Source organism: Synergistaceae bacterium (genome assembly GCA_031272035.1).
Lineage (GTDB): Bacteria > Synergistota > Synergistia > Synergistales > Aminobacteriaceae > JAISSA01.
On record JAISUO010000035.1, the window covers coordinates 1 to 24,725 of the forward strand.

19 protein-coding genes and 1 tRNA gene are annotated in these 24,725 nt (G+C 56.0%); 17 read left to right on the forward strand and 3 right to left on the reverse strand.

Annotated elements, in window-relative coordinates; all coding sequences use genetic code 11:
* Positions 1 to 203: 203 nt before the first annotated feature.
* Complete coding sequence (locus LBR61_04145) at positions 204 to 1,289, reverse strand: TRAP transporter substrate-binding protein (protein ID MDR1731266.1); 1,086 nt, start codon at positions 1,287 to 1,289, stop codon at positions 204 to 206.
* 294 nt (positions 1,290 to 1,583) lie between these two features.
* On the opposite strand from LBR61_04145, the gene LBR61_04150 reads away from it, so the two are divergent.
* On the forward strand, positions 1,584 to 3,599 hold the full coding sequence (locus tag LBR61_04150) for a sigma 54-interacting transcriptional regulator (protein ID MDR1731267.1): 2,016 nt from the start codon (positions 1,584 to 1,586) through the stop codon (positions 3,597 to 3,599).
* Between the two features lie 3 nt (positions 3,600 to 3,602).
* Here the strand turns inward: LBR61_04150 and rpoN are convergent, their stop codons facing one another.
* Entirely contained in the window at positions 3,603 to 5,051 is a 1,449-nt protein-coding gene (gene rpoN / locus LBR61_04155; protein ID MDR1731268.1) for an RNA polymerase factor sigma-54, read from the reverse strand.
* Between the two features lie 295 nt (positions 5,052 to 5,346).
* Between rpoN and LBR61_04160 the strand changes: the two genes are divergently transcribed.
* Positions 5,347 to 6,267, forward strand: a complete 921-nt coding sequence (locus tag LBR61_04160; protein MDR1731269.1) for a diguanylate cyclase — start codon at positions 5,347 to 5,349, stop codon at positions 6,265 to 6,267.
* A 76-nt stretch (positions 6,268 to 6,343) separates the two neighbouring features.
* On the opposite strand, the gene LBR61_04165 is transcribed toward LBR61_04160, so the two are convergent.
* Positions 6,344 to 6,844, reverse strand: coding sequence for a hypothetical protein (locus LBR61_04165; protein MDR1731270.1), 501 nt, complete (start codon positions 6,842 to 6,844; stop codon positions 6,344 to 6,346).
* 163 nt (positions 6,845 to 7,007) lie between these two features.
* Between LBR61_04165 and miaB the strand changes: the two genes are divergently transcribed.
* From miaB to LBR61_04240, 15 genes are all read left to right on the forward strand, one after another.
* Complete coding sequence (gene miaB, locus LBR61_04170; GenBank protein MDR1731271.1) at positions 7,008 to 8,357, forward strand: tRNA (N6-isopentenyl adenosine(37)-C2)-methylthiotransferase MiaB; 1,350 nt, start codon at positions 7,008 to 7,010, stop codon at positions 8,355 to 8,357.
* Between the two features lie 46 nt (positions 8,358 to 8,403).
* Positions 8,404 to 9,264: a helix-hairpin-helix domain-containing protein gene (locus LBR61_04175; GenBank protein ID MDR1731272.1), complete on the forward strand. Its 861-nt coding sequence runs from the start codon at positions 8,404 to 8,406 to the stop codon at positions 9,262 to 9,264.
* Positions 9,265 to 9,362: 98 nt separating this feature from the next.
* Positions 9,363 to 9,449 (forward strand) — tRNA-Leu (locus LBR61_04180).
* 275 nt (positions 9,450 to 9,724) lie between these two features.
* Positions 9,725 to 10,783 (forward strand): ABC transporter permease, encoded by a 1,059-nt coding sequence (locus LBR61_04185; GenBank protein ID MDR1731273.1) that lies wholly within the window; start codon positions 9,725 to 9,727, stop codon positions 10,781 to 10,783.
* A gap of 1 nt (position 10,784) precedes the next feature.
* Positions 10,785 to 11,714 (forward strand): ABC transporter permease, encoded by a 930-nt coding sequence (locus LBR61_04190; GenBank protein ID MDR1731274.1) that lies wholly within the window; start codon positions 10,785 to 10,787, stop codon positions 11,712 to 11,714.
* Positions 11,715 to 11,859: 145 nt separating this feature from the next.
* Positions 11,860 to 13,413, forward strand: coding sequence for an ABC transporter substrate-binding protein (locus LBR61_04195; GenBank protein ID MDR1731275.1), 1,554 nt, complete (start codon positions 11,860 to 11,862; stop codon positions 13,411 to 13,413).
* An 87-nt stretch (positions 13,414 to 13,500) separates the two neighbouring features.
* Positions 13,501 to 15,459 (forward strand): ABC transporter ATP-binding protein, encoded by a 1,959-nt coding sequence (locus LBR61_04200; protein MDR1731276.1) that lies wholly within the window; start codon positions 13,501 to 13,503, stop codon positions 15,457 to 15,459.
* Positions 15,460 to 15,496: 37 nt separating this feature from the next.
* Complete coding sequence (locus LBR61_04205) at positions 15,497 to 16,399, forward strand: phosphatidylglycerol lysyltransferase domain-containing protein (GenBank protein MDR1731277.1); 903 nt, start codon at positions 15,497 to 15,499, stop codon at positions 16,397 to 16,399.
* Between the two features lie 215 nt (positions 16,400 to 16,614).
* Entirely contained in the window at positions 16,615 to 17,628 is a 1,014-nt protein-coding gene (locus LBR61_04210; GenBank protein ID MDR1731278.1) for a C4-dicarboxylate TRAP transporter substrate-binding protein, read from the forward strand.
* A gap of 96 nt (positions 17,629 to 17,724) precedes the next feature.
* A complete protein-coding gene (locus tag LBR61_04215; GenBank protein MDR1731279.1) occupies positions 17,725 to 18,231 on the forward strand; it encodes a TRAP transporter small permease subunit in 507 nt (168 codons plus the stop codon).
* Positions 18,232 to 18,271: 40 nt separating this feature from the next.
* Complete coding sequence (locus LBR61_04220) at positions 18,272 to 19,552, forward strand: TRAP transporter large permease (protein MDR1731280.1); 1,281 nt, start codon at positions 18,272 to 18,274, stop codon at positions 19,550 to 19,552.
* A gap of 198 nt (positions 19,553 to 19,750) precedes the next feature.
* Positions 19,751 to 20,722 (forward strand): pyridoxal-phosphate dependent enzyme, encoded by a 972-nt coding sequence (locus tag LBR61_04225; GenBank protein MDR1731281.1) that lies wholly within the window; start codon positions 19,751 to 19,753, stop codon positions 20,720 to 20,722.
* A gap of 171 nt (positions 20,723 to 20,893) precedes the next feature.
* Complete coding sequence (locus LBR61_04230) at positions 20,894 to 22,741, forward strand: TRAP transporter permease (GenBank protein MDR1731282.1); 1,848 nt, start codon at positions 20,894 to 20,896, stop codon at positions 22,739 to 22,741.
* A 35-nt stretch (positions 22,742 to 22,776) separates the two neighbouring features.
* A complete protein-coding gene (locus LBR61_04235) occupies positions 22,777 to 23,739 on the forward strand; it encodes a TAXI family TRAP transporter solute-binding subunit (protein MDR1731283.1) in 963 nt (320 codons plus the stop codon).
* A gap of 13 nt (positions 23,740 to 23,752) precedes the next feature.
* Positions 23,753 to 24,571 (forward strand): aspartate dehydrogenase, encoded by an 819-nt coding sequence (locus tag LBR61_04240; GenBank protein ID MDR1731284.1) that lies wholly within the window; start codon positions 23,753 to 23,755, stop codon positions 24,569 to 24,571.
* Positions 24,572 to 24,725: the final 154 nt, after the last annotated feature.

A 24,725-nucleotide genomic window follows, 5' to 3' on the forward strand; every position in this document is an offset into this window, starting at 1 on the left:
TAATGTTTGAATATCACTGCTTTTAGCTATTCTAACTTTATAAGCAGCGAACCGGTGAAGTATGAGCCGCGTGAGTCGCTTAGTTTCTTCATCAGGCCTTTTATTTCAAATTGGTATGATACCCTCACTGAAAATATTGGAGAATATTGGCCCTGTCAGAAAGCGGAACGGCCCCGGCTGACAGGGCAAATCGATTCTGAGATTTACTTTTTCTTTTTCTCCGCGACCTGCTTACGGATGGAGTCCAGCTCCGCGCGGATTTTCTCTCCCATCTTCTCGCCCGGCCAAACCTTATCGAGCCAGGGGTCGGCCAGTCCGGCCCAGATGGAGGGCATATCGGCTCTGTCCTTCCACACGGACACCTCTTCCGGGGTGAGCTCCGTCAGGGTCAGATTGGGGTAGTTCGTCTTCATGGCCTGGATGTATCGTCTGTCTTCCGCTTCGAAAAGGTCGCAGAAATTCCGCTCGGCTTCGCTGCCGGCTTTGAAGAGAGCCTCCTGATATTTGGGCTCCAGACCGTCCCACAGCTCCTTGTTGATGACGATGTTGAAAGCGTTCCATCCGCCCATGATTTCATGGGTGTAGTATTTGATGACCTCTCCATGCCGGCTGTCCACCATGCCCACGTAGGTGTCCCAGCAGCCGTCCACCACGCCTCTGGACAGGGCGTTGTACAGCTCCGCCCAGGCGATGGTCTCGAAAGTCAGGCCGACGCCCTTACCCAGGTTTTCCAAAGCCCGGACGTAGGCCAGAGAGGAGGAGACGCGAAGTTTGAGATTTTTCAGGTCCTCCGGCGTTTTCAGGGGCCGCACGTTGTTGGCGATGCCGTAACCGCCCTCCGATGAGTTGAAAATCAGCTCCATGTTGACCTCTCTCCAGGCTTCCTGCATCACTTTGAAAAGGATCCCATCGGGATAAGCGTAGGCAATGCGCGCCTCGTCGTAATTCGAGACCGTCCAGGGCATCCAGTTCAACATGCCGCCCGGAACCAGGTTGACGTAGGGGCACAGCATGGCCATTTCGATGATGCCGTCCCGGACGCCGTGAAAGGTTTCGTCGTGGGAGCCCAGCAGTCCGTTGGCGTAATACGTCAGTTCGATGTCCCCGCCCGAATATTCCTTCACCTTTTCGATAAAAAACGTCAATCCCTTGTCCTTGACGGGATTATTGAAAGGCGAAGCAAGCTGCCATTTATACTTCGGCGCCGCCTCCGCCGCGGCGACGAGGCCGACGAAAATACAAACCAGCAACAATGCCACCGCTCCAACGCGCTTTGCCCTGCAATACATAAAAACTCCTCCTTTTTGTTCGATATTTCCGTTTTTCGCAACATACAGCAAAATAGATCCCACATATTTTATTGAAGCAATTTTCGTGCCAATGTTATAAGATTTCGATTTCCCATTCGTCATTCAATGTCGAAAACTCCGATTTTCAAAGAGATTTTTACGGTTTTTTCGCCTCGTTTTTTTCCTCGCTTCCCTGGCCCGGGCCGAACCGGAAACGCAAAAACAGGTCAGAATAACAGGCTTTTGGGATATAATGGGTTGGAACGATAACCTGTTCTTCGACAAAGGAGGAGCATGATGCGAATCGGCATGGTGATGTGGCAGGACAGGCGAATGGGACGTTTTTATCAGGACCTTCTGGAGCGCCTTTTCGACGGAGCGCTGACCGTGAAAGCCTATTTTCTGGACGACGGCGTTCCCGAATGCGACGAGGAGGAGTTTGCCCGCCTGGTGATCACCTCCTCCTATTCCACCGACATCATTGGAAAAATCCCCACGGATCGCCCCATCATCTCCGCCAGTCTCACGTTCCGCAGAGAAGGGCTTCTGGCCCTGAGGCGCTTTCCGCCGGGGACGAAGGCGCTTGTGGTCAACACAAGCAACAAAAATGCCATCGACACCACGGTGCTGCTGTGTCAGCAGGGCATCGCCAACATTGAGTTTCTGCCCTGGGGCCCCGACTGTCCCAGGTACGTGGACACGAAAGACGTTCGCCTTGCCGTCACGCCGGGAGAATCGCAGCTCGTCCCGCCGGAGATCGAACAGGTGGTGGACGTGGGCGACAGAATGCTGGACGTCCAGAGCATCATAGAAATCGCTTCCCAAACGGGACTGGAACACATCCTGAAGGGCAGGGCGTTTCGGGAGTACGATGAAAGCATCACCGGCGGGATCCGTGACGTGGCGACCCCCCTTCTGCGCTCCGGCCGTCTGAAAAACGAGTATGACACGGTGATGAACATGATCGACATCGGAGTCATCGGCGTGGACGCGAAAAACATCGTCTACGCCTGCAACCGGAAGGCGGAGTTTCTTCTCGGAAAAAGCCGCGGGGATATTCTCTACCTGAACATCGCTGAAATTCTTCCCGAAATTCCCGTGGGGCGGTCCGGAGCGGAAAACGCGCCCCTGACCTGCCGCCACGAAAAAGCGGGGAACCGCGCCCTCAACATCACGATCACCCCCATGCGTCAGGAGAACCTTTACAGCGGGGCGATGCTGATGCTGCTTCCCGTGGGCGAGGACGAAACCCTCAAGGCCCAGATCGTCGGCAAGTTCATGCAAAAGGGGCATCGGGCGCGTTACACCTTCGGTCACGTGGTGGGGCACAGCGCGGCCATCCGGCACAGAATCGACCTGGCGAAAAAAATGGCGGACGTGGACTCCGCTGTTTTGATCACGGGGGAAAGCGGCACGGGGAAGGAGGTCTTCGCCCAGTCGATCCACAACGCCTCCGCCCGCTCCGACAAGCCCTTCGTGGCCATCAACTGCGCCGCCATCCCGGACAGCCTTCTGGAAAGCGAGCTTTTCGGCTACGAGGGCGGCTCTTTCACCGGCGCGCGAAAACAGGGAAAGACAGGGCTTTTCGAGGCGGCCAATCATGGCACGATCTTTCTGGACGAAATCGGGGACCTGAGTCCGAGCCTTCAGGCCAAGCTGCTGCGGGTGATTCAGGAGCGGCAGATCATGAGGGTGGGAGGCGACGCCGTCATTCCCATCGACGCCCGCGTCATCTCTGCCACCAATCAGGATTTGCTGGGCCGGGTTCGGGCCGGGATCTTCCGGGTCGACCTGTACTACCGAATCAGCACGCTTCCAGTGGAGCTGCCTCCCCTGCGGGAGCGCGAAAGCGACCTGTTTCTCCTAATCGACCTGTTCCGTCGGGAGGTCGGAGCTTCTTTCGTCCTCTCCTCCGAGGCGAAAAAAACTCTGGGGGGCTACTCCTGGCCGGGCAACGTCCGGGAACTGCGAAACTGCGTGGAGTATCTGCACTGCCTGAAGACGGACCTCATCGAAAACCACCACCTGCCGTCCTTCATTCTGGACCGACGGGACTCCGGGGAAGAAAACCTCCCGCGGAAAAACGCAGCGGACGACGGCGTTCGCGCCGCCGCCGCCATTCTGAGCCAGGGTCCCTGCGGACGCGGAGTTCTGAGGTCGCGGCTGGCGGACCGGGAAGTTCGCCTCACCGAAGCCCAAACCCGCGCCCTGCTGGCGAACATGAAAGCGAAAGGCTGGGTCGAATCCTCCGGAGGCAGAGGCGGCTCGGCTCTGACAAAAACGGGAGAGGAGGCTTTGCTGAAAGACTGACGGTCACGTCCGACGGCGCAGGGAGGCGGCGGGAATGTCCATGGCCAAACGGTATTTCGTCACCGTACGCCTGGAAATATTTGCGCCCATTGAGCACAGGACCCCCCGAAGGTTTTCGTCGGACAGGGGATGCCGGGGGTCTTCGTTTTCTATGCAGGACTTCAGGCGTTTTTTGACGGCGACCGTCGAAAGGGCTTCCTTTTCCTCTTCCGCCCGGTTTCCGGAGGGCACGGCGGCGGTAAACAGGGACTTCAGCTCCACCGCGCCGACGGCGCAGACGATGTACTTCCCCCGCACGGCGCGGCTCACGGTGGAAACGTTCAAGCCCAGGTCCCCGGCCAGATCGGACATCTTCATCGGCGCGAGAGGGCCAGCCTCCCGAAAATACCGGGGCTGCTTCGAAACGACGAGGCGCAGAATCCGCAAAAGAGTCTTTTTTCGGTCCTCCAGGGCTCTGATGAGCCGTTTCGCTTCGCTTCTTTTCCGTCTGATGTATTTTCCCGTTTCCTCGTCCCTGCCCCCCCTTCCCGGAAGGCCTCCAGGGAAGAAGCTCTCGTCGATCCTCAACCCGGGCACAATTCTGTCGTTCATGACGATGGAGCACGCACCGCCTTCATACCGGACGGACGCCTCCGGTATAACGTTCAGGTTCTGTTCTCCCGTGTCATAACCCTGAGAAGGAATGGGGTTCAGACTTTTGACGACCTCGGAAAGACGGCGGGCCTCCTCCCGGTCGGTTCCCAAAAGGACGGAAACGCCGGCCAGGTCGTTTCGCGCCAGCAGGGGCAGACCCTCTTCGATCAATTTGACGAGCCTCGGGTCGGGGGAACGGCCTTCGGAGGGCAGCTGAAGCAGAAGGCATTCTCGCAGAGAGCGGGCCCCTACGCCGGGCGGGGGCAATTTTTGTATGATCCCCACAGCCCGCTCCGCGTCGTGAGGGGTACAGCCGCACTTTCCGGCCAGCGTTTCCGCGTCGTCCTCGAAATACCCCCGGCGGTTCAGGCACGCGATCAGGCGGCGGCAAAGCAGAGCCGTTTCCTCGTCCAGGGGCAGGACGTCGATTTCCTCCAGAAGCATGTCGAAAAAAGACCTCCGCGCACAGCTCAAACCCAAAACGTCCCAGTCGCCTTCCGCCCCGCCTGCCCGCCCCGGGGAGCCGTGGACCGCCTCAATCCGCACATCGTTTTCTTCGCTCTCCGGCGCGTCCATTTCCAAATCCTGCATTTCCATATCCTGAATCGCTTCGATGGACAGGCGCGAAAAATCCCCGTCAGACGGTTCTTCCGTCGTTTCGGTTTCAAGAAGCGGATTTTCAGAGAGATGCCGCTCCACAAACTCTTTCAGTTCAAGAGCCGGCATACGCAATATCTCAAGGGATTGAAGCACTTCGCCCGTAATCGCCAGTTGCTGTCCGACTCCAGGAACCAGCGCGAGTTTACCTCCAGGCCGCATATTCCCATCTGACCTCCCGGAATCTTTTTCGGTGAAAAATCTGCTTTCACCGGCCGTTGACCACAGTGAAATTATACCTCCGCCGACGCCTCGCCGGAAATGGTTGAAAAAAGGATGAGAAAAAAGGATGGGAAAAAATGGCGGGAAAAAAACTGCGTCGATATTTTACAGCTCTTTTTATATTGTGAAGTTTAAAGCTATAATAACTGATACTTACATGTTATAAAATAAAAAACCTGACTTTTAAAAAACCTGAAAATCCTGAATGTGACGAATTGGGAAAAGATGTGATGGCATGGAATTCGACCTGAAAAACACGATTCTGATCGTCGACGATGAAAAAGCGAATTTATTGGCGCTCAATGAAATTCTTTCTTCGGACTACTCCATCTTTTTCGCGAAGACGGGCGAAAGAGCTATCGAGCTCGCGGAGCTCAATCAGCCCGACCTCATTTTATTGGATGTCATGATGCCGGATATGGACGGATTCGAGGTTCTTGCGAAACTGAAGGCTTCGGACAACACGAGGAACACCCCCGTCATTTTTGTCACGGGGCTGGTCGATCAAAGCGACGAAGAAAAAGGATTTCTGCTGGGCGCGGTGGATTACATCAAAAAACCCTTCAACGGCGCAATCGTCAAGGCGCGGGTCAATACTCACATGCAGATCGTGCGTCAGCTGCGAGCCAGCGAGGAACTCAGCCGCATCGATCCCCTGACCGGCATTCCGAACCGGCGAAAATTCAACGAACATCTGGCGTTGGAATGGAAGCAGGCCATCCGGGAGCAAAAATCCATCGCTTTTCTGATGATAGACATCGACAAATTCAAAAACTACAACGACACTTACGGCCATCCGCAGGGAGACGCTCTGCTCAGGGCCGTCGCAAGAATCTTCGCCCTCGCCGCCAGACGTCCGGCCGATCTGGTGGCCCGTCTGGGCGGGGAAGAATTTGGCGTGCTGCTGCTCGACAGCGACCTGGAAGGAGCCTGCATCATCGCGGAAAAAATTCGCAAAGACGTGGAGGCCGCCCGCGTCGCCACCGCCGACAGAAAAATCCTTACCTCCGCAACAGTCAGCATCGGCGTGGTTTCCACGGTCCCCGGCGTGGATGACTCCCCGGAAGATTTTATCGCAAAGGCGGACGTGAACCTCTACACTGCAAAAGAAACGGGCAGAAACAGGGTCTGGGGTCCCTCACAGCAGACGTCCTGAAAACCGGCTTCGTGATTTTCTCCATAGAATATCTCCATTGGCGGCCGTATCTGAAAGCTGCGTCTGAAACGGGAGATCATCGGATGTTCTTTTCCAGTTCGACGACCAGGCGGGCGGCGAAAGTCAGAAGCTCTTCTTCAGAAACGCTTTTCGTTTCGAAGGTCAGCGTTCGATTTTTTCCAAACGCAACGGCCATGACCTGCCCCGTAACCTCCCCGCGTTCGAGAATCGCGGATTTTCCCGCAACGTCCAGCGTTTTATAAACCGAAACAAACCCCAGAGGCGCGTCATCGCGGGAAATTTCTCCCTCCGGAACCCGCAGCGTTCCCGGGCCGGCCCCCTCCATCCAGTCAACTCCGATACTCGCCGGGGGCGCGGCGCGGATGTAGGTACGATTCTCCCACACCCCCAGGTCATGAGAGGCCGTTTCAAAACGCACAGACACAGGCGGCTCGGTCCGCCATTCGCCCAGCGCGTCCGGCAGTGGAGCCCCCTCCGCGGGAGAAACGACAAAAGCCCGCAAAGAGAAAATCATTGCGGAAAACAGGACGAAAAGAGGTACAGAAAAATTCTTCATCGCGAAATCAGCTCCCGGTCAACTCATAATCGACGCATACGCCACTTTTGTGACAACGGAGTTATTATAGGCGAAGCTTTCTTTTCCCGTAAGCTATAATTATTTGAAAACAAACGGATGTCGGCCCCTCATCGGCGTCCGGCACGGAGTGGAGGAAACTTTTTTGTATCATTTTCACATGAAGATTTACGGCTGTCAGATGAACGTCTACGACAGCGACAGAGTGCGTACGGCTCTCATAAAGCGCGGATGGAGCGAGGTTCCGGAAGAAGAAGCCGATATGATCATATTCGTCGGGTGCAGCGTCCGGGACAAGGCCGAACAAAAAGTCTGGAGCGAGCTGGGGCGTTACGCTCCCTCCTGGAACAAAGACCGGCGGCCCCGGGTGGCCCTGACGGGCTGCATCGCGCAGACTCTGGGGGAAAAAGCCTTCGTCCGCTATCCCTGGGTACGCCTGGTTTCCGGCCCCCGACACATCGGACTTTTGCCGGAGGGGCTGGAACGCGTTATGGAGGACGGCAGACGCGTCACCCTGCTGGACGAGAACCCCAGGGAGTTTTTCGACCTCGACGAATTCAGCGGCATTCGAGACAATAAATACAGAGGCTACGTCACCATCGCTCACGGCTGCGACAATTTCTGCACGTTCTGCATCGTTCCCCACGTGCGGGGCCGCTTTCTGTCCCGCCCGCCCCTGGACGTCCTGCAGGAGGTTCGCCGCCTCACAGACAACGGGGCGAAAGAAATCACCCTGTTGGGGCAGAACGTCAACAGCTACGGGAAGGACTTCCAGGAGGGCTGCGGGTTCGCCGGCCTGCTTCGGGACGTCGCCCGGACGGAGGGCGTGGAGCGGGTCCGTTTCGTGACTTCCCTGCCTCAGGATTTTACGGAGGACATCGTGCAGGTCATGGCGGAAGAGCCAAACGTCTGCCCGTCGCTGAACCTCCCCATCCAGGCCGGAAACGACAGAATACTCAAACGCATGAATCGCAAATACACCCGGGCCGAATACATGGAAAAGGTGCGGATGGCGCGCTCCCACCTCCCCGAACTGGGGCTTTCCAGCGACCTCATTGTGGGATTCCCCGGCGAAACGGAGGAAGAGTTCCAGGACTCCATGAGCGCCCTGGAGGAAATCCGTTTCGACATGGTTCACACGGCGGCCTACTCCGAGCGGCCAGGCACCCCGGCCGCCGCCATGCCCGACGCCTTACCCGGAGAAGTCCGTCTGGAGCGTCTCAACCGCATCAACCGGCTTCAGGACAGCATCACCCTTTCCATCAACAAAACGCTGCTGGGGCGGCGCTGTTCCGTGCTGACAGAGGGACCCGCGCCCAAAGGCGAAGGGCTTTTGCAGGGGCGCACCCCCACGGATAAAGTGGTCCTGTTTCCGGGAGACGAATCCCTTCTCGCCGGGCGTTTCGTCTCGGTGGAAATCACTGAGGCGGAATCCTGGTGTCTGCGGGGAAAAATCGTCAATGATACGCTGACGGCGGACAGATCTCTCAGATAACATAGAGGTGGATATCGAAAGGAATTTCACAGGCAGGAGAATTGAAATGTGGCGGGAACTCTGGAAAAAATATGGCGCGGCGTTGTGTCTGTGTGCGGGGATGCTTTGTTTTATCGTGGCGGGGCTGGCCGTTCGCGCTCTGCCTGGGGTGAGAGAAAAATTAATCGTGACGGAAACGGTTCGCCCTCAGCCCAGGCAGGAGCAAACGTCCGGGCAGGTCCGACCACAGCCTCAACTCCAGTCTCAGACTCAGGCGCAGGGGCCGGCGGAGGCTCAGCCCCAGCCCGTGGAATCCAGGGGACCGGAAATCGTCGGCCCTTCCCCGGAGCCGACCCCTCCCGCTCCCCGACTCCGGCAGAAAAGCGCGGTGAAAGCAACGGGCCTTTACGGGACTCCGGCAAACGAAAATGAGGAAGAAAACGAAGATGGATGGGTCCTGTACATCACAGGAAGTGTGCGCAAACCCGGTGTTTACAGAGTTCCTCGGGGAGCGAGGCTCTACCAGCTGGTGGAAATGGCCGGAGGACTCCAGTCCTTCGCCGATTCCGCATCGGTCAACATGGCCGCGCCTCTGGAGGACGGCCTGCATATCCATATCCCCCGCAAAGGTCAGCGTTATTACGGAAACTCGACGATCGTCGTCCAGCCGGAAGTCCGCTATCCCGCCTCGGCCGTTCCGCGTCCCGGTTCCGGAGGGTCTTCTTCGGCGGGCGTTCTTGACATCAACCGGGCCACCGCGGAGGAGCTGACGCGTCTGAAGGGCGTAGGCCCCGCTCTGGCCAGGCGCATCGTGGAATACCGCTCACAAAACGGCCGTTTTCAAAACATCAACGACCTGCTTCAGGTTCGGGGGATCGGGGCCAAAAAACTGGAAAAGCTCCGGAAATTCGTCACCCTGGGACCATAGCTCAGGCTCGGGACAAGGCTCAGGAAGGAGGTTGACGTTTCCGGCCAAATAAGGTAGACTTTCCTCCGTTTGATGCCATCGGGCAGGGTTTTAAAAGTGCGGGGGTGGCGGAATTGGTAGACGCGCAAGACTAAGGATCTTGTGGCTGTAAAGCTGTGGGAGTTCGATTCTCCCCCTCCGCACCAGTACACAGCATTCGGAAATTCGCAAAAACATTAAAGCCCCGTTCGGAAGCGGGGTTTTTTCGTTATCCAAACCACATCAATCTAATCTCAGAGAAAATGCAGATAAAGAAACACATCATGGACGTAAACTTGTTCGACCGTTCGAGGCGCGGTTTTTTACAAAATCATCTTTATTACGAAATCATCGGTGAATGAACTTTAAAATATAAGTGTTACCTTTTATATTTTTTGTGCTATTATAGGGCCCTGTACAAGATCGGATCAGGGGGCCGGAAATGAATTCTGCGGTTCAAACGGGAAAAATCGCTGTCTGTTCCAGAACGATCAGGACGCCGAGACGACAGTGGACGTCTTTTTGTCCGGCAATGACCTATATCGGGAAAAAGGCGCTGATGTTCCTCCTCATGATGTTCCTTTTGTCCACCATCGTGTTTTACATCTCGCGCCTCGCTCCCGGAGACCCGCTGGAGGCTTTTTACGGCGGAGCTGTGCAGTCCATGACCTCCGAAGAACTGGACGCGGCGCGGATTCGGCTGGGACTGGACGGCTCCATAACTTTGCAGTACGTCAGGTGGCTTGACAGCGTCATGCACGGCGACTTCGGCATGTCCCTGCGGCACAAACGACCGGTGATGGACGTGGTGCGGCCTCTTATCGGAAATACCCTCATTCTGGGGGGAACGGCGTATGTGCTGGTGTTCCTGCTTGCGACCGTTCTCGCGCTCTTCTGCGCCCGATTCGAAGATTCTCCCGCCGACCGTTTCATCTGTAAAGCGGGTACCGCGATTTTCTACGTTCCGGCCTTCTGGCTGGGGACCGTACTGGTGCTGGTGTTCAGCGTAAACCTGAAGCTGCTGCCCTCCAGCGGAGCCTACGACATTGGCAGGTCGCACGACGTGGGAAACCGCCTGCGCCACATGATTCTGCCTCTCACGGTCATGGTGGCGAGCCATCTCTGGTATTACGCTTACATGATCCGAAACAGGCTGCTGGACGAAACGCGCCGGGACTACGTGCTGCTGGCGCGCTCCAAAGGGCTCGGCAAAACCCGTATCCTCCTCGCCCACTGTCTGCGCAACGTTCTGCCCACCATCGTGAACGTCATGGCGATTTCCATCCCCCATGTGCTCAGTGGAACGTATATCGCCGAGTCGGTTTTCAACTACCCGGGCATCGGCTCTCTGGCGGTATCCAGCGCGAAATATCACGACTACAACCTGCTGATGCTCATGGTGCTCATCACGGGAGTTCTCGTCATCGTCAGCAGTCTGACGGCTCAAGTGATCAACGAAAAAATAGACCCCAGGATGAAGGTCAGAGCGGAGGTCGATTGACGTGAACGAGGCAAAAAAAGCGGACTCCGACAGCAGCGAAGATTTCACTCTGGTCGGGGCGGGATACAAATCTCACGAAGTCGTCGTTGAACGTCAGGGATTCTGGCGTGGCCTTCGACTATCGCAAAAGCCCGTATTTTCAGTCCTTATTTTTTCCATGATTCTTCTGGGCTGTCTTTTTTCGGAGAGCCTCGCCAACCATGACCCCGGGCAATTCTACCTCTCCAATATTTCCCAGCCGCCCAACAGGGAATTTTTCTTTGGAACGGACTCCCTGGGCAGGGACATTTACTCGATTATCTGGCGCGGGGGGCGAGCGTCGCTTCTTATCGGGCTTCTGGCCGCCGGCGTGTCCACCGTCATCGGCGTCACCTGGGGCTGCGTCGCCGGCATGTCCTCGAAAACCCTGGACAACGCGATGATGCGGGCCGTGGAGCTGGCGCAGAGCATTCCGGTCCTCCTCACCGTCCTTCTGATCGTGTCCATCATGGGCGAGCAAAACGTTCTTTCGATTTCTCTTGTCATCGGCGTCACCTCCTGGTTCACCCTGTCGAGGATCGTGCGCGGCGAGGTCCGGCAGATACGCGGCAGCGAGTACGTCCTGGCCGCAAGGTGCATGGGGGCGAGTTTCTGGCACATCATGCGCAGACATCTGATTCCCAATTTTGTGTCGGCCATCCTGTTCGTGGTGATTTCCGGCGTCAGCCAGAGCATGACGATGGAATCGACCCTCAGTTTCCTGGGGTTCGGACTGCCCGTGGGCACGCTCTCCTGGGGCAGTATGCTGGCCCTGGCGGATCGCGCTCTCCTGCTCAACACCTGGTGGGTCATCGTCATTCCCGGCCTGTTCCTGGTCGTGACCCTGCTCTGCATAACCGGAACAGGCAATTATTTTCGTCGTGAAATCAACAAGCGCCCCGGCAATTTATAGCCTGAAAAAGCCTGAAAAAGAATCTCCGGCCCAACCGAACCTGCAGGCGGAGCCGGCTGGAGTGTAATGGCAGTGTGGTGGCAGTGTAAGCAGTGTAAATGGATGGAATATGGACATGTGATGAATAAGGAAGGGGAATCGACTCATGAAAAAAACGCTGATCGTCTTTATGATGGCGCTTGTCCTGTTTTCAGGGTACTTTGCAGACCCCGACAGGGTGGACGCGGCGGGGCCGGCAAACACGCTGATTTACGCCGGAGAAAATGAAGACACTCTGAACCCCGTTCTGAACACCCACGGGGAACTTCCGAGCATCCTTTTCTCGGGCCTGATGAAATATGACGCGAAAGGAACGCCCGTCACGGATTTGGCTGAAAGTTTCACTTACGACAGCGGGTCCCTCACCTGTACCTTCAGGCTCCGTCAGGGCGTGAAATGGCACGACGGAAGGGATTTCACGGCAGAGGACGTCGTTTTCACCTACAAACTCCTGACCTCCGACGAAAACCTCACCGCCGCCATCAAAAGCAACTACGAGGACATTTCCGAGGTCTCCGCTCCGGACGCGAACACCGTCGTTTTCAAATTGTCCCGTTACAACGCGGCCATGCTGAATCATTTCACCATAGGCATACTCCCGGAACATCTTCTGAAAGGTCAGAACATCGCCACCGCGGCCTTCAATCAAAATCCGACGGGAACGGGACGTTACAAATTCGTGGAGTGGGACGCCGCCGGCGGAACAATAACGGTGGAGCGCAACGAGAATTATTATGGAAAAATTCCCAATATCGAGCGCGTGGTATACAAAACCGTAGCGGTGGAGAGCACCAAGGCCCTTATGCTGCAATCCGGCGAAGCCGATCTGGCCTGGCTCAACGCCAATTACGCGGAGCGTTTTCGCGGCAACTCCGCGTTCAAAAACTTCGATTTCGTTACGGCCGATTTCCGCTCCGCCGCCATGGACTTTCGCACCGATTTCTGGAAGCAAAACGGAGATTCCATCGGAGTGCTCAACTACGCTCTGGACAAACAGGCCATCATCAACGCCGTGCTGAACAAACAGGGCGTCGCCGCATTCAGCCCGATACAGCTCAACGCCTTCGGAGGCAACAGGCAGGCCGACGTTTATTCTTACGACCTGGAGAAGTTTGCCGGAGAGATGAAAAAACTCGGCTGGGTGAAGGGAAACGATGGCGTTTACGAGCGGAACGGGCAGAAATTTTCCTTCACGATACAGGTGCGGGACTACGAGGAAGAGCGCGTCGACATCGCGAACATCGTCGCCAGCCAGTTGAAGGCCGCGGGAGTCGATATGCGAATCGCGCTGGTGACCCGTTTCGACTGGAAAGCCGGCTACAACGGATTTCTTGCGGGGTACGCGGTGGAGTTCGACCCCGACGGGGCCTACGCCAATTTCGTCACGGGGGCCAGCGGAAACACGATGGCGTACTCCAACCCCGAAGTCGACGAACTGCTGAAGCGCGGACGACATACCCCAGACCCCGAAGAACGCCGCAAAATTTACGGAGCGTTCGAGGTCGCCTGGGCAAAAAAGCCGGGACATCTGCTGGTCGCCTATCTTCACGGGAACTACGTCGGGACGGCCGGCCTGAGCGGTCTCGATACGGCGCGGGTGCTGGGACACCACGCCGTGGGCGTCATGTGGAACATCGAGGAATGGACTCTGACGCGGTGACGAAGCTCTCCGGGCGGCGAAGGCAGGGAAAATCCGTTTCCCTCCCCGCCGCCGCTTCGTGAAATCTTTCTCTCGCGGGTTTGCCTTATGATTTTGGAACTGCGTAACCTTTCGGTGAGTTTTTATACGCCTTCGGGCGAGGTGGAGGCGGTGCGGGATGTTTCGCTGTCGCTGGAGGAGGGCGAAACTCTGGCCCTTGTGGGAGAGTCCGGCTGCGGCAAGACGGTGATGTGTCAGTCGGTCATGAAACTGCTGCCGAAAACCGCAAGGATAAAAGGGGGGCGGATTTTCGCCTGCGGCGAGGACGTCACGGACTACGGAGAACGGCAGATGCGCCCGCTGCGGGGAAACATTTTCTCCATGATCTTTCAGGATCCCATGACGTCCCTGAATCCCACCATCCCCATAGGCGCTCAGATCACCGAAGCCATCCGCAGGCACAAAAAGGTCGGGCGTGAAGAGGCCCGGCATCGCGCGGAGGAACTGCTGACCCTGGTGGGCATCGACGACCCTCTGCACAGGATGGAGCTTCAGCCGCACTACTTTTCCGGCGGAATGCGTCAGCGCTGCGTGCTCGCCATCGCGCTGGCCATGAACCCAAAAATCCTCTTCGCCGACGAGCCGACCACGTCTCTGGACGTGACCGTTCAGGCCAACATACTGGACCTGCTGCGGGATCTGCAGAAAAAAACCGGCGTCGGCATCGTCTTCATCTCCCACGACCTGGGCGTGGTAGCTCGCGTGGCGGATCGCGTGGCCGTCATGTACGCCGGAAGGATCGTCGAGGTGGGAACAGCGGAGGAAATTTTTTACGATCCGCGCCATCCTTACACCTGGGGGCTTTTGAGGGCTTTGCCCGCTGTGGCGGCGGAGACGGGAACTCTGCGTCAGATTCCCGGCGCGCCGCCTTCGCTTCTGTCGCCGCCTCCGGGGGACGCCTTCGCCGTTCGCAACGAATACGCCCTGGCCATCGACTACAGAGAAGCCCCGCCCATGTTCAGAATTTCCGACACGCACAGCGCCGCCACCTGGCTGCTGGACCCGCGCGCGCCGAAGGTATCCCCGCCCCCGCGGATTTTCTCCGGAACGACGCGGACGCGGCCCACTGGCGGAGCCGGCAAAACGACGCCCCACAATGAGGAAACAATCGTCAGCGTAAGGAATTACCGGCAGAATTTTCGTGTCAGCCGTTCGTTTGCGGTGGAGGCGGTGCGCGGCGTGAGCTTCGACCTGCGCCGGGGCGAGGTGTTCGGCCTGGTGGGAGAGTCCGGCTGCGGGAAATCCACAATCGCCCGGGCGATGATGGGGCTTTACACTCCCACGTCGGGAGAGATCTGTTTCCGGGACAGGCTCGTTTCCGAAAAACGCTCCTACCGGCGGAACCGGCGTGAAATTCAGCGGGGTATGCAGGTGATCTTTCAGGACTCCGCCGCAGCTCTGAACCCGCGGATGACCGTGGAAGATATCATCGCGGAACCTTTGATCATCCATCATGTTTATCGAAAAAAACAGGACCTGCAGGCAAAAATAGAGGAACTGCTGCTGATGGTGGGGCTGAATTGTCTGGATCGCACCAAATATCCGCCGGAAATATCGGGCGGGCAGCGTCAGCGCGTGGCCATCGCCCGAAGCCTCGCCCTGACGCCGGAGGTCATCGTCGCGGACGAGCCGGCAGCCTCCCTGGACGTTTCGATACAGGCTCAGATCATGACGCTGTTTCAACGCCTGCAAAGAGAACGCCGGTTCACGCTTTTCTTTATCACCCACGACCTCTCCATGGTGCGTTTTCTCTGCGACCGGGTGGCCGTTATGCACGCCGGCCGCATTGTGGAGCTCGCTCCCACGGACGAGCTGTTCGGCAATCCCCTGCACCCCTGCACCCGGGCGCTCCTGTCCGCCACGCCTCTCCCCGATCCCCGGTCGGAGCGCTCCAAAAAAATCCTGCCCTTCGAGCAGAAGTTTATTGCAATCGAAGAGGAAATGTATGAAACTGTTCCCGGACACTTTGTACTGACTCCGAAGAGACAGGGCCGCAGCGTGTTGTGAAAGTTTGCAGCTTTATGAAATCAGGGGCGAAATCGATTTGACTTTGGCTTTTACTCCGCTGTCAACGGACAGCATAAAGGAATATCACGAGCTTTTCAGCAAATGCCGGGAAAAAGCTTCCGACTATACTTTCATCAATCTGTGGGGATGGTCAGAGGAACGCCGCTATATCTGGGCCTTCAGAGACGGTTTATGCTGGCTGCGGGCAACCGCCGGCGCCTCCCCCGCCTGGTGGGCCCCCGTGGGAGACTGGAGACGGCCGGACTGGGCGCAAATCATGGAGGACAACGTTCCGCCGGAGACGGCGTTCGAGCGGGTCCCTCAGGAGCTCGCGGAGATCTGGTCCGAGCAGCTGCAGGGGCGCTGCCGCATGGAAGAACAGCGCAACGAATGGGAATATCTTTACGACTTCGACAAAATGGTCTCTCTCTCCGGCAATAAACTGCACAGGAAAAAAAACCTGCTGACTCAATTCAAAAAAAAGTACGACTACACCTATTCCCCCGTGTCCTGCCAAAACATCGGAGCCATTCGAGAGATGCAGGCAGAGTGGCGCCGGTGGCGCGGCTGCAGAGAATCTCCCGGGCTTGAGGCCGAAAACATCGCCATCACGCGGGTGCTCGACGAATGGGAAAGACTTCCTGGCATTTTGGGCGGAGAAATTTCCGTGAACGACAGGATTGCGGCCTACACCGTGGCGGAAGACCTGGGGAACGGGACTGTCGTCATTCACTTCGAAAAAGGGTTGGAGTTTTACAAAGGCGTCTATCAGGCCATCAATCAAATGTTTCTTTCCAGCCTTACCAGTCCCGCCGGTTCCGCGGGATTCCATACGGTGAACCGCGAACAGGACATGGGCGTCCAGGGCATTCGTCAGGCCAAGGAATCCTACAGCCCCACAGGTTTTTTAAAAAAATACAGAGTGACCTGGACGGGCTGATGATCGCGGTCGCGGGCGGACGAGATGCTTTCTTTATGTTTTTTATGCGTAAAATTTGAGGTATAATCTGAGAAAACTGGAAAGGAGGGACTGTGCTTCTTTCAGAGTTAAAATCTGTTTTTTGCGAACCATCGTCAGATTTCAGCATCAGAGTTTACGCGTCGGTTTTCCGGGTATCGAAGAGCAACGGCAAAAATAATACTGGAGGGATAACGGTGAAAAGGTTTCCTGGAGTTTTGTCTGTGGTTTTCGTGCTTCTGCTGACACTGGCAGTTCCTGCTTTCGCGGCATCGGCTGGCGCTCCCGTGGAGGGGGACGGTAAGGAGTATACCCTGCGGGTTTCCACGCAGATGGCGGATTCCGATCCTTACTGTGACGGATTTCGCGCCATAGCGGAACGCGTGGCGGAGCGCACCGGCGGAAAGCTCAAGGTGCTGGTTTACCCCAGCGCGCAGCTGGGCAGCGACGAGGATGTCATCGAGCAGGCGCTTCAGGGCGTCAACGTGGCGGTGGTCACGGACGCGGGCCGCATGGCCAACTACGTGAAGGAAATCGGTATCGTCGGAGTAGCGTATTTTGCCGACAGTTACGACGAACTGCTGAAAGTGGAGAAAACCGGCTACTGGGAGGACTGCATTCGCAAACTGGCTGACGAGAACGGTATCCGCCTTTTGGCGTTCAACTGGTTTGCCGGCGCCCGTCATTTCCTGACGAACAAGCCGATAAAAACCCCGGCGGACCTGAAGGGCCTTCGCATCCGCACCCCCGGCGCTCCCGCCTGGTCCGAGTCGATCCGCTCCCTTGGGGCCACGCCCGTGGCAATGGGCTGGACCGAGGTCTACACCGCCGTACAGCAGAAAGCCATCGACGGCTGCGAAAGCCAGCACTCCGCAAACTGGGGCGCGCGGGTGTACGAGGTGCTGAAGTACATCGATAAAACGGGACATTTCCAGCTTCTCAACGGCCTCATGGTCGGGGAAAAATGGTTTAAGACCCTTCCGGAATCCTACCAGAAACTGTTGGTCGAAGAATTCACCAAACAGGGCGAGCTGACCTCTCAGGTCAACATCAAGCTGGGCGACCAGTACGAGGCGCAGATGGTTGAAAAGGGCATGGAGGTCGTTCAGGTGGACCTCGACGCCTTCAGAGAAGCCGCAAAGGCCGCCTACGAAGTGCTGGGATTCACCGAGCTCCGCAAACAGATTTACGCGGAAATTGGCAAAAAGTAGACCGCACCGTCTGCAGGAAGAAGCCGCGGCAGCGCAAAGAAGGGTTGCCGCGGCGTTTTATGCGGCTGCTTTTAAATAAGAAAGGAGTGCTCCGGGATGGATGCGGTAAAACGCTTCTATGACATCGTCTGCAAAATGGAAGAAACGCTGGCGACAGCGGGCCTCATCGTGATGACCCTCCTGATCCTCCTCTCGGCCGCGGGCAGGTCCATCGGGCATCCCCTCAACTGGGCGGTGGATATTTCCCTGCTTCTTTTTTCGTGGGTCTCGTTCATGGGAGCGGATGTGGGCATTCGTCAGAACAGAATCATCAACGTGGATTTCCTCACCTCAAGGTTTTCTCTGAAAACCCAAAAGAAAATCTTCGTCCTCTGGTCCGTGATTATCATCCTGTTCCTCGTCATCCTGATCATTTACGGAATTCCACTTTGCATCAGCAACGCGAAACGCCAGTTCCAGAACATCACTCTGAGCTATTCCTACGTGACCGCGAGTCTTCCGGTCTGTTCCTTTTTCATGATCGTCTCCATGTCGATCAAACTGAAAAAACAACTCTGCGATTTTCCCTCAACTCTGAAATCGATTGAACGGGACTCCGTTTAAAATAATTTTGAACAAAGAAACCTGAAGGGCGTGAATCCTTATGACTTTACTGGTTTCCGTATTTCTCCTGCTGCTGTTTTTGGGAATGCCGGTGGCCTTCGCCATTGGTCTCGCGGGGTTCGTTTTCATCGTCAACAATCCGGATATTCCGGCCTCCGTGACCGTGCAGCGAATCGTCGCTCAGACCCAGAATTTCACCCTGCTGGCCATTCCGCTGTTCATCTTTGCCGGAAACCTGATGAACTCCAGCGGAATCACCGAGCGGCTGGTCAATCTCTCCAGAGTGCTGGTGGGGCACCTGCCGGGCAGTCTGGCGCAGGTCAGCGTCATCCTGAGCACCCTGATGGGCGGAGTCTCCGGTTCGGCCAACGCCGACGCCGTCATGGAAAGCCGTATCCTGGGCCCCGAAATGGTCAAACAGGGCTACTCCCGGGGTTACGGAGCCGCCGTCAACGGCCTGACCGCCCTGATCACCTGCACCATTCCGCCCAGCATGGGATTCGTCATCTACGGATCCGTGGGGGAAGTTTCCATCGGGCGGCTCTTCGTGGGCGGCGTCATTCCCGGACTGCTGATGATGGTATTTTTTATGCTGACCGTTCACTTCACCTCCAAACGGCGGGGGTATCGGCCCATCACCGACCGGCCTCCCACATTCAGAGAAGTGACGCGGGCCCTGAAGGAAAACGTCTGGGCACTGGTTTTTCCCTTCATCCTCATCGCGGGAATCCGTTTCGGCCTGTTCACTCCTTCGGAATCGGGGGCTTTCGCCGCGGCCTACGCCATATTCGTGGGGGTCGTGATCTACAAGGAAATGACCCTCAAAACATTCTGGGCGACCTCGAAGCAGACCCTGGTGGACGTGGGCGTTCTGATGCTCATTCTGGGACTTTCCGGAACTTTCGGATACGCCATCGTGTTTGGCCGGATCCCCCAGACCATCGCGGAAATCCTGCTGGGCCTCACGTCGAATCAGCACATGCTTCTCATCCTGATTATTTTCCTGCTGGTTCTGGCGGGCATGTTCATTGAGACCGGAGTCATTGCCCTTCTGCTCACGCCGGTGTTCGTCCCCGTGATCACGAAGATCGGCATCGATCCGGTGCACTTTGGCGTCGTCATGATGACCACGGTGACTTTCGGCATCATGACGCCTCCTGTGGGCGTAGCGCTCTATTCCACCTCCGAAATCATGGGCTGTTCTCCCCAGGAAACGACCAGGGAGGCTCTGCCCTTTTACGCCATGATTATCCTTCTCGTGGGATTTCTCATCTTTTTCCCGCAACTCGTGCTGTATCTGCCGAATCTCATCTTCGGATAAAAACATCGACCGCCCTCGGACGACGGGCCTCCCGACATCCCAATGGTCCTGTCTTTTCCTCTCCGCCGCGGAGGGCGAAAGGGCGGGGCCTTTTTTATGTCAAAAACAATACACGTAATGTATAATACAGGAAAAAGAATTCACCGTTAATTTTGTCCTTAAAGTTCATTTTTTATTCCAGGAGGAGGTCCGAACGTCATGAGTACGGACGTGAGAATTGTCGGCATCAGCGACGTAAAGAAGGCAAGGGAGCGCATTGCGGGAAAGGTTCGACACACGCCGATTCTGAGGGCGGACAAACTGGACTCTCTGGTAAACGCACAGGTGTATTTCAAACCGGAGAACCTTCAGATCACGGGATCGTTTAAAATCCGGGGCGCGACGAACAAAATTCTGACTCTGACCGACGAGGAGCGGGGAAAGGGAATTATCGCCTCGTCCTCCGGAAACCACGCTCAGGGCGTCGCTTACGCCTCGAAAATGCTGGGCGTGCGGGCGATTCTCGTGCTGCCTGAAAACGCCCCGCAAACCAAGATCGACGGGACAAAGAGCCTGGGCGCGGAGGTCGTTCTCCACGGCTTTGACTCCATTCAGCGTTACAAAAAGCTTTACGAACTCAAGGCGGAGTACGGTTACACGCTGGTGCACTCCTACAACGATCCGGAGCTGATCGCCGGACAGGGAACCAGCGGACTGGAAATCGCCGAGGACCTGCCCGATGTGGACACGGTGGTCGTGCCTCTGGGAGGAGGCGGCCTGCTGGCGGGAGTGGCCGTCGCCCTGAAGGAATCGCGCCCCGGCATACGGGTCATTGGCGTCGAGCCCGAGCATATCGCGCGTTATTCGGAAAGCCGCAAAGCCGGAAAGCCCGTGACGGTGGAGATGGGGCCAACCCTGGCCGACGGTTTGATGATCACCGCCACCGGAGAATGCAATTATCCCCTGATCGAGAAATACGTGGACGAGGTGGTTGTGGCCTCGGACCCCTTCATTCGACAGGCCGTAACGGAAATTCTGTTCCGGGGCAAGGTGCTGGTGGAGCCCTCCGCCGCCATCGGCCTCGCGGCCGCTCTGGAGGGAACCTTTAAGGTGAAAAATGGAGAGCGCATCTGTTTCTTCCTCTCCGGCGGCAACATCGATCCGGACCGGCTGGTTTCCTTCCTGGAATAGATTCCGGTGACGGAGGCTTCATACCAATTTGAAATAAAAGGCCTAAAGTTAGAATAGCTAAAAGCAGTGATATTCAAACATTAGCTTCTTCATTAACGCTCGATTGAAAGCAAATTGGTATCAAACCTTCGTTCAGATCGATTTCAGATCGACTGAGGAAAGAGTGATAGCATGTCTCGGACAAAAACGAACGGGGCGATTACCGTTTTATCGCTGGGAATGGTGTTTTTTCACCTTTATACCGCTGCCCGTGGCGTATTGCCCGCAGTGGAACAGCGGGGAGTCCACCTTGCGTTTGCTCTTACAATCGCCGCTCTTTACGATCTGAAAAAAAGCGACTGGCCTCTGGGAAAAACTATTAACCTTGTGCGTATCGTCGCCCCAGGCGTCATCGTTTTTTACCTTTTGTACAATTTTCACAGTATCATGGAGCGTTTTGGCATCCCCAGCGGCCCGGACATGGCGGCAGGAATCGCGCTGATTCTGCTGGTGCTGGAGTTCACAAGGCGTATTACGGGACCGGTGCTGATGGGAATCGCTCTGGTGTTTCTGGTTTACGCCTTCGCCGGTCCCTGGCTGCCGGGAATGCTGTGGCACAGAGGGTACGATCTGGAGCGTCTCGTTACACAAATTTCCCTGAGCACAGAAGGCATTTTCGGAACGCCTCTGGGGGTTTCAGCCAATTATGTTTTTCTCTTTGTCATTTTCGGATCATTGCTTGATATTACAGGAATAGGACAATTTTATATCGACGTGGCCATGCGGGCTGTAGGAAAAAGCTGCGGGGGAGCCGCTAAGGCGGCCATTGTAGCAAGCTCCTGCTTTGGAACGATTTCCGGCTCCGCCGTGGCCAACGTCATGGGAACGGGCTCCATAACGATTCCCCTGATGAAATCTCTGGGCTACACCTCCGCTTTTTCCGGAGCCGTGGAGGCTGTGGCATCCACGGGGGGACAGATCATGCCGCCCATGATGGGAGCCGGAGCCTACATCATGGCCGAAATTCTGGGAATCCCCTTCCGCTCTGTCATTCTGGCGGCCCTGCTGCCCGCGGTCATTTTCTACTGCACCCTTTTCGTAACCGTCCATTTTACAGCAAAAAGGCAGCAGCTGGTTGGAGCGGACACCTCCGAACTTCCCGGTCTGCCGGAGATGTTCAAAAAAAAGGGATTGTGTATCGCTCCTCTTGTCGTGCTGATTGCCATGCTGGTCTTTCTGCGCGTCTCGGTCATCAAAGCGGCTGTGTGGGCCATTTTCACTACCCTGGCCGTAGGTCTTTTTTATTCCCGGCGTGATTTAAAGCATTATGCCCTCGGGCTGAAAGACGCCTTCATCAATGGCGCCAGGACCGCGCTGGTGGTCATCGCCTCCACAGCCTGCGCGGGGATCGTGGTGGCCGTCATCAACCTCACCGGGATCGGAATGAAGTTTACCGGCATCATCCTGGCCATTGCCGGGGGAAATCTTTTCCTTGTCCTGTTCTTCATCATGCTGGCCAGTATGCTGATTGGAATGGGTTTACCCACAACCCCCGCCTATTTGATTCTGGCGGTTCTGGGAGCACCGACCCTGGTCAGACTGGGCGTCGTCCCCATAGCGGCCCACTTATTCGTCTTTTATTTCAGTTGTTTATCCATGATAACGCCTCCTGTGGCTCTGGCGGTTTACGCGGCCAGCGGTCTCGCAAAGGCCAATTTCTGGAGGACCGGCATAGAGGCCTGCAAGCTGGGTCTGACAGCCTTTTTTATCCCTTATGTTTTCGTGTACGACCCCATCCTTATCTGGCAGGGTCCTCTGTGGCACATCTTCCTCTCGGCTCTGACCGCCATTTTGGGGTCCATAGGAATTGGAGCAGGCATATGCGGCTGGTTTTTCAGAAAAACTTTTGTGTGGGAACGCATTGTTCTCATAATCAGCGGATTTTTATTGATTTTGCCCAATATTATTTTTTCCGTAATCGGTTTTGTTCTCCTTGTCGCCGTTTATTCATGGCAAAAACGCAGCTTAAAAACAATTTAATATAGAAATATTTTTCAGAAGGGAGAGAAGTAATTTTGAAAAACAGGTTCGTTCAAATAACGCTTATGGTCACTGTGCTTACCCTGTTGTTCTGCGGCAGCGTGCAGGGAGGAGAGGTCCGACAGATTTCCATCGCCGGAGCCGGAACTTCCGGTACGTTTTATATTATGGCTTCCGGATTTGCGGATTTATTCCAGAAAAATTTAAAAATCACGGCAGTCTCTGAGGTTACGGCCGGAGCCGTGGAAAACGCCCGTCTGCTGGACGCGGGCAAGGTGGAAATGGGCGTCCTCCAGCTGGACGTCATGCTGGATGCGCTGAAAGGGCAAAACGCCACGTTCAAAGAGCCCGTCAAAATTTCTTCTCTGGTTCCCATGTACCCCAACATCGTTCAGGTTATCGCGCTGAAGGACTCCCCCATCAAAACCTTTGCCGACCTCAAAGGGAAAAAGGTTTCCGTGGGCTCTCCCGGAAGCGGCATTCTGGCCACGAATAAGATTATCCTCGAAACCATGGGGCTGTCCATGGAGACCATCGATCCGCGGTATCTTTCCTTTGTCGAAACCACGGACGCCTTCCGGGACGGGCAAATCGACGCGGCCATCGTCAATACGGCGGCGCCGGCGCCCTGGGTTGTGGACCTGGAGACCACCCATCCCGTCAAACTGATCCCCTTTACAGCGGAAGACATTAAGAAATTTTGCTCTCAGTACACGTATTTCGTTCCCATCTCTCTGACCAAAGATACGTACAAATCTTTGGACGGAGACGTGGATACCTTTGCCCTGTGGATTACGCTGGCGGCGCTGGACAGCTTCCCGGAACAGACAGCCTACGACGCCACGCGACTGATCTTCGAAAACGTGGAAACTCTGAAAAGCATTCACTCGGCGGCCAAATATATTTCCCTCGAAAACGTAAAATCCATCAACGTCCCCTTCCATCCGGGAGCGGCCAGGTATTTAAAGGAAAAAGGAATAGACGTCAGGGTGAAATAGAAGGTGAAAGAGAATGATAAAACTGGGATTAATCGGCTGTGGAACCATCGGCTCTTATCTCGTTAAACAAATTACGGAAAAACCGGAGCTGAATTTGGAAATAAAGGCGATCTGCGGCCGCAGCAGCACCTCAAGAGGCAGAGAACTGGCCGGGAGCAAGGGTATTTTCTGGACTACGGACATTGAGGAACTGGCGGCGCAAAAGCCGGACGTCGTTGTCGAAGCCGCCTCCCATGAGGCTCTCGCCTCCAGCGGGGCTTTCTGCCTTGAACGTGGAATCGACCTCGTTCCAGCCAGTGTCGGCGCTTTGGTCGACAATCATTTGCTGGAAAAACTGAAAAACGCCGCACAAAAAGGCGGAGCTGTATTCTACATTCCTTCGGGAGGAATAGGAGGTATGGATGCCCTTCAGGCAGCCTGTATCGCCGGTGTGGACAAGGTGACGATGACGACTCGAAAAATGCCTCGGGCGTGGAAAAACATCCCTTACGTGGAGCGTTTAAACGTCGATCTGACGAACCTGAAGGAGCCCTGCCTGCTTTATGAAGGCCCAGCCCGGGACTGCGTCAAAGAGTTTCCTCAAAATATCAACATTGCCGCCGTGCTGAGCCTGTCGGGCATCGGATTTGACCGAACCCGGGTTCGCATTCTGGCTGATCCTTCTGTCACGCTGAATACGCACGAAATTGCCTGGGAAGGGGCTTCCGGAAAAGGCCGCATCATTCTGGAAAACGTGGCGGACCCGGAAAACCCCAAAACGACTTACCTTGCGGCTCTGAGCATTCTGACCGTGCTGAAAAGAATCAAAGCGTCCTGGAGGGTAGGATCCTGAATTGACAGGTATTAGTAATCGTGTACTAAAAAAAGACGCTTAACACTGGTAAGTGACGCACAAAAATTTATATGAACTCCTGGAGAGACACCCCTGTTTACGTTACAAACTGCAAACAATCTGTCAATAAGATTTTGAATGAGGTTGGCTCAAA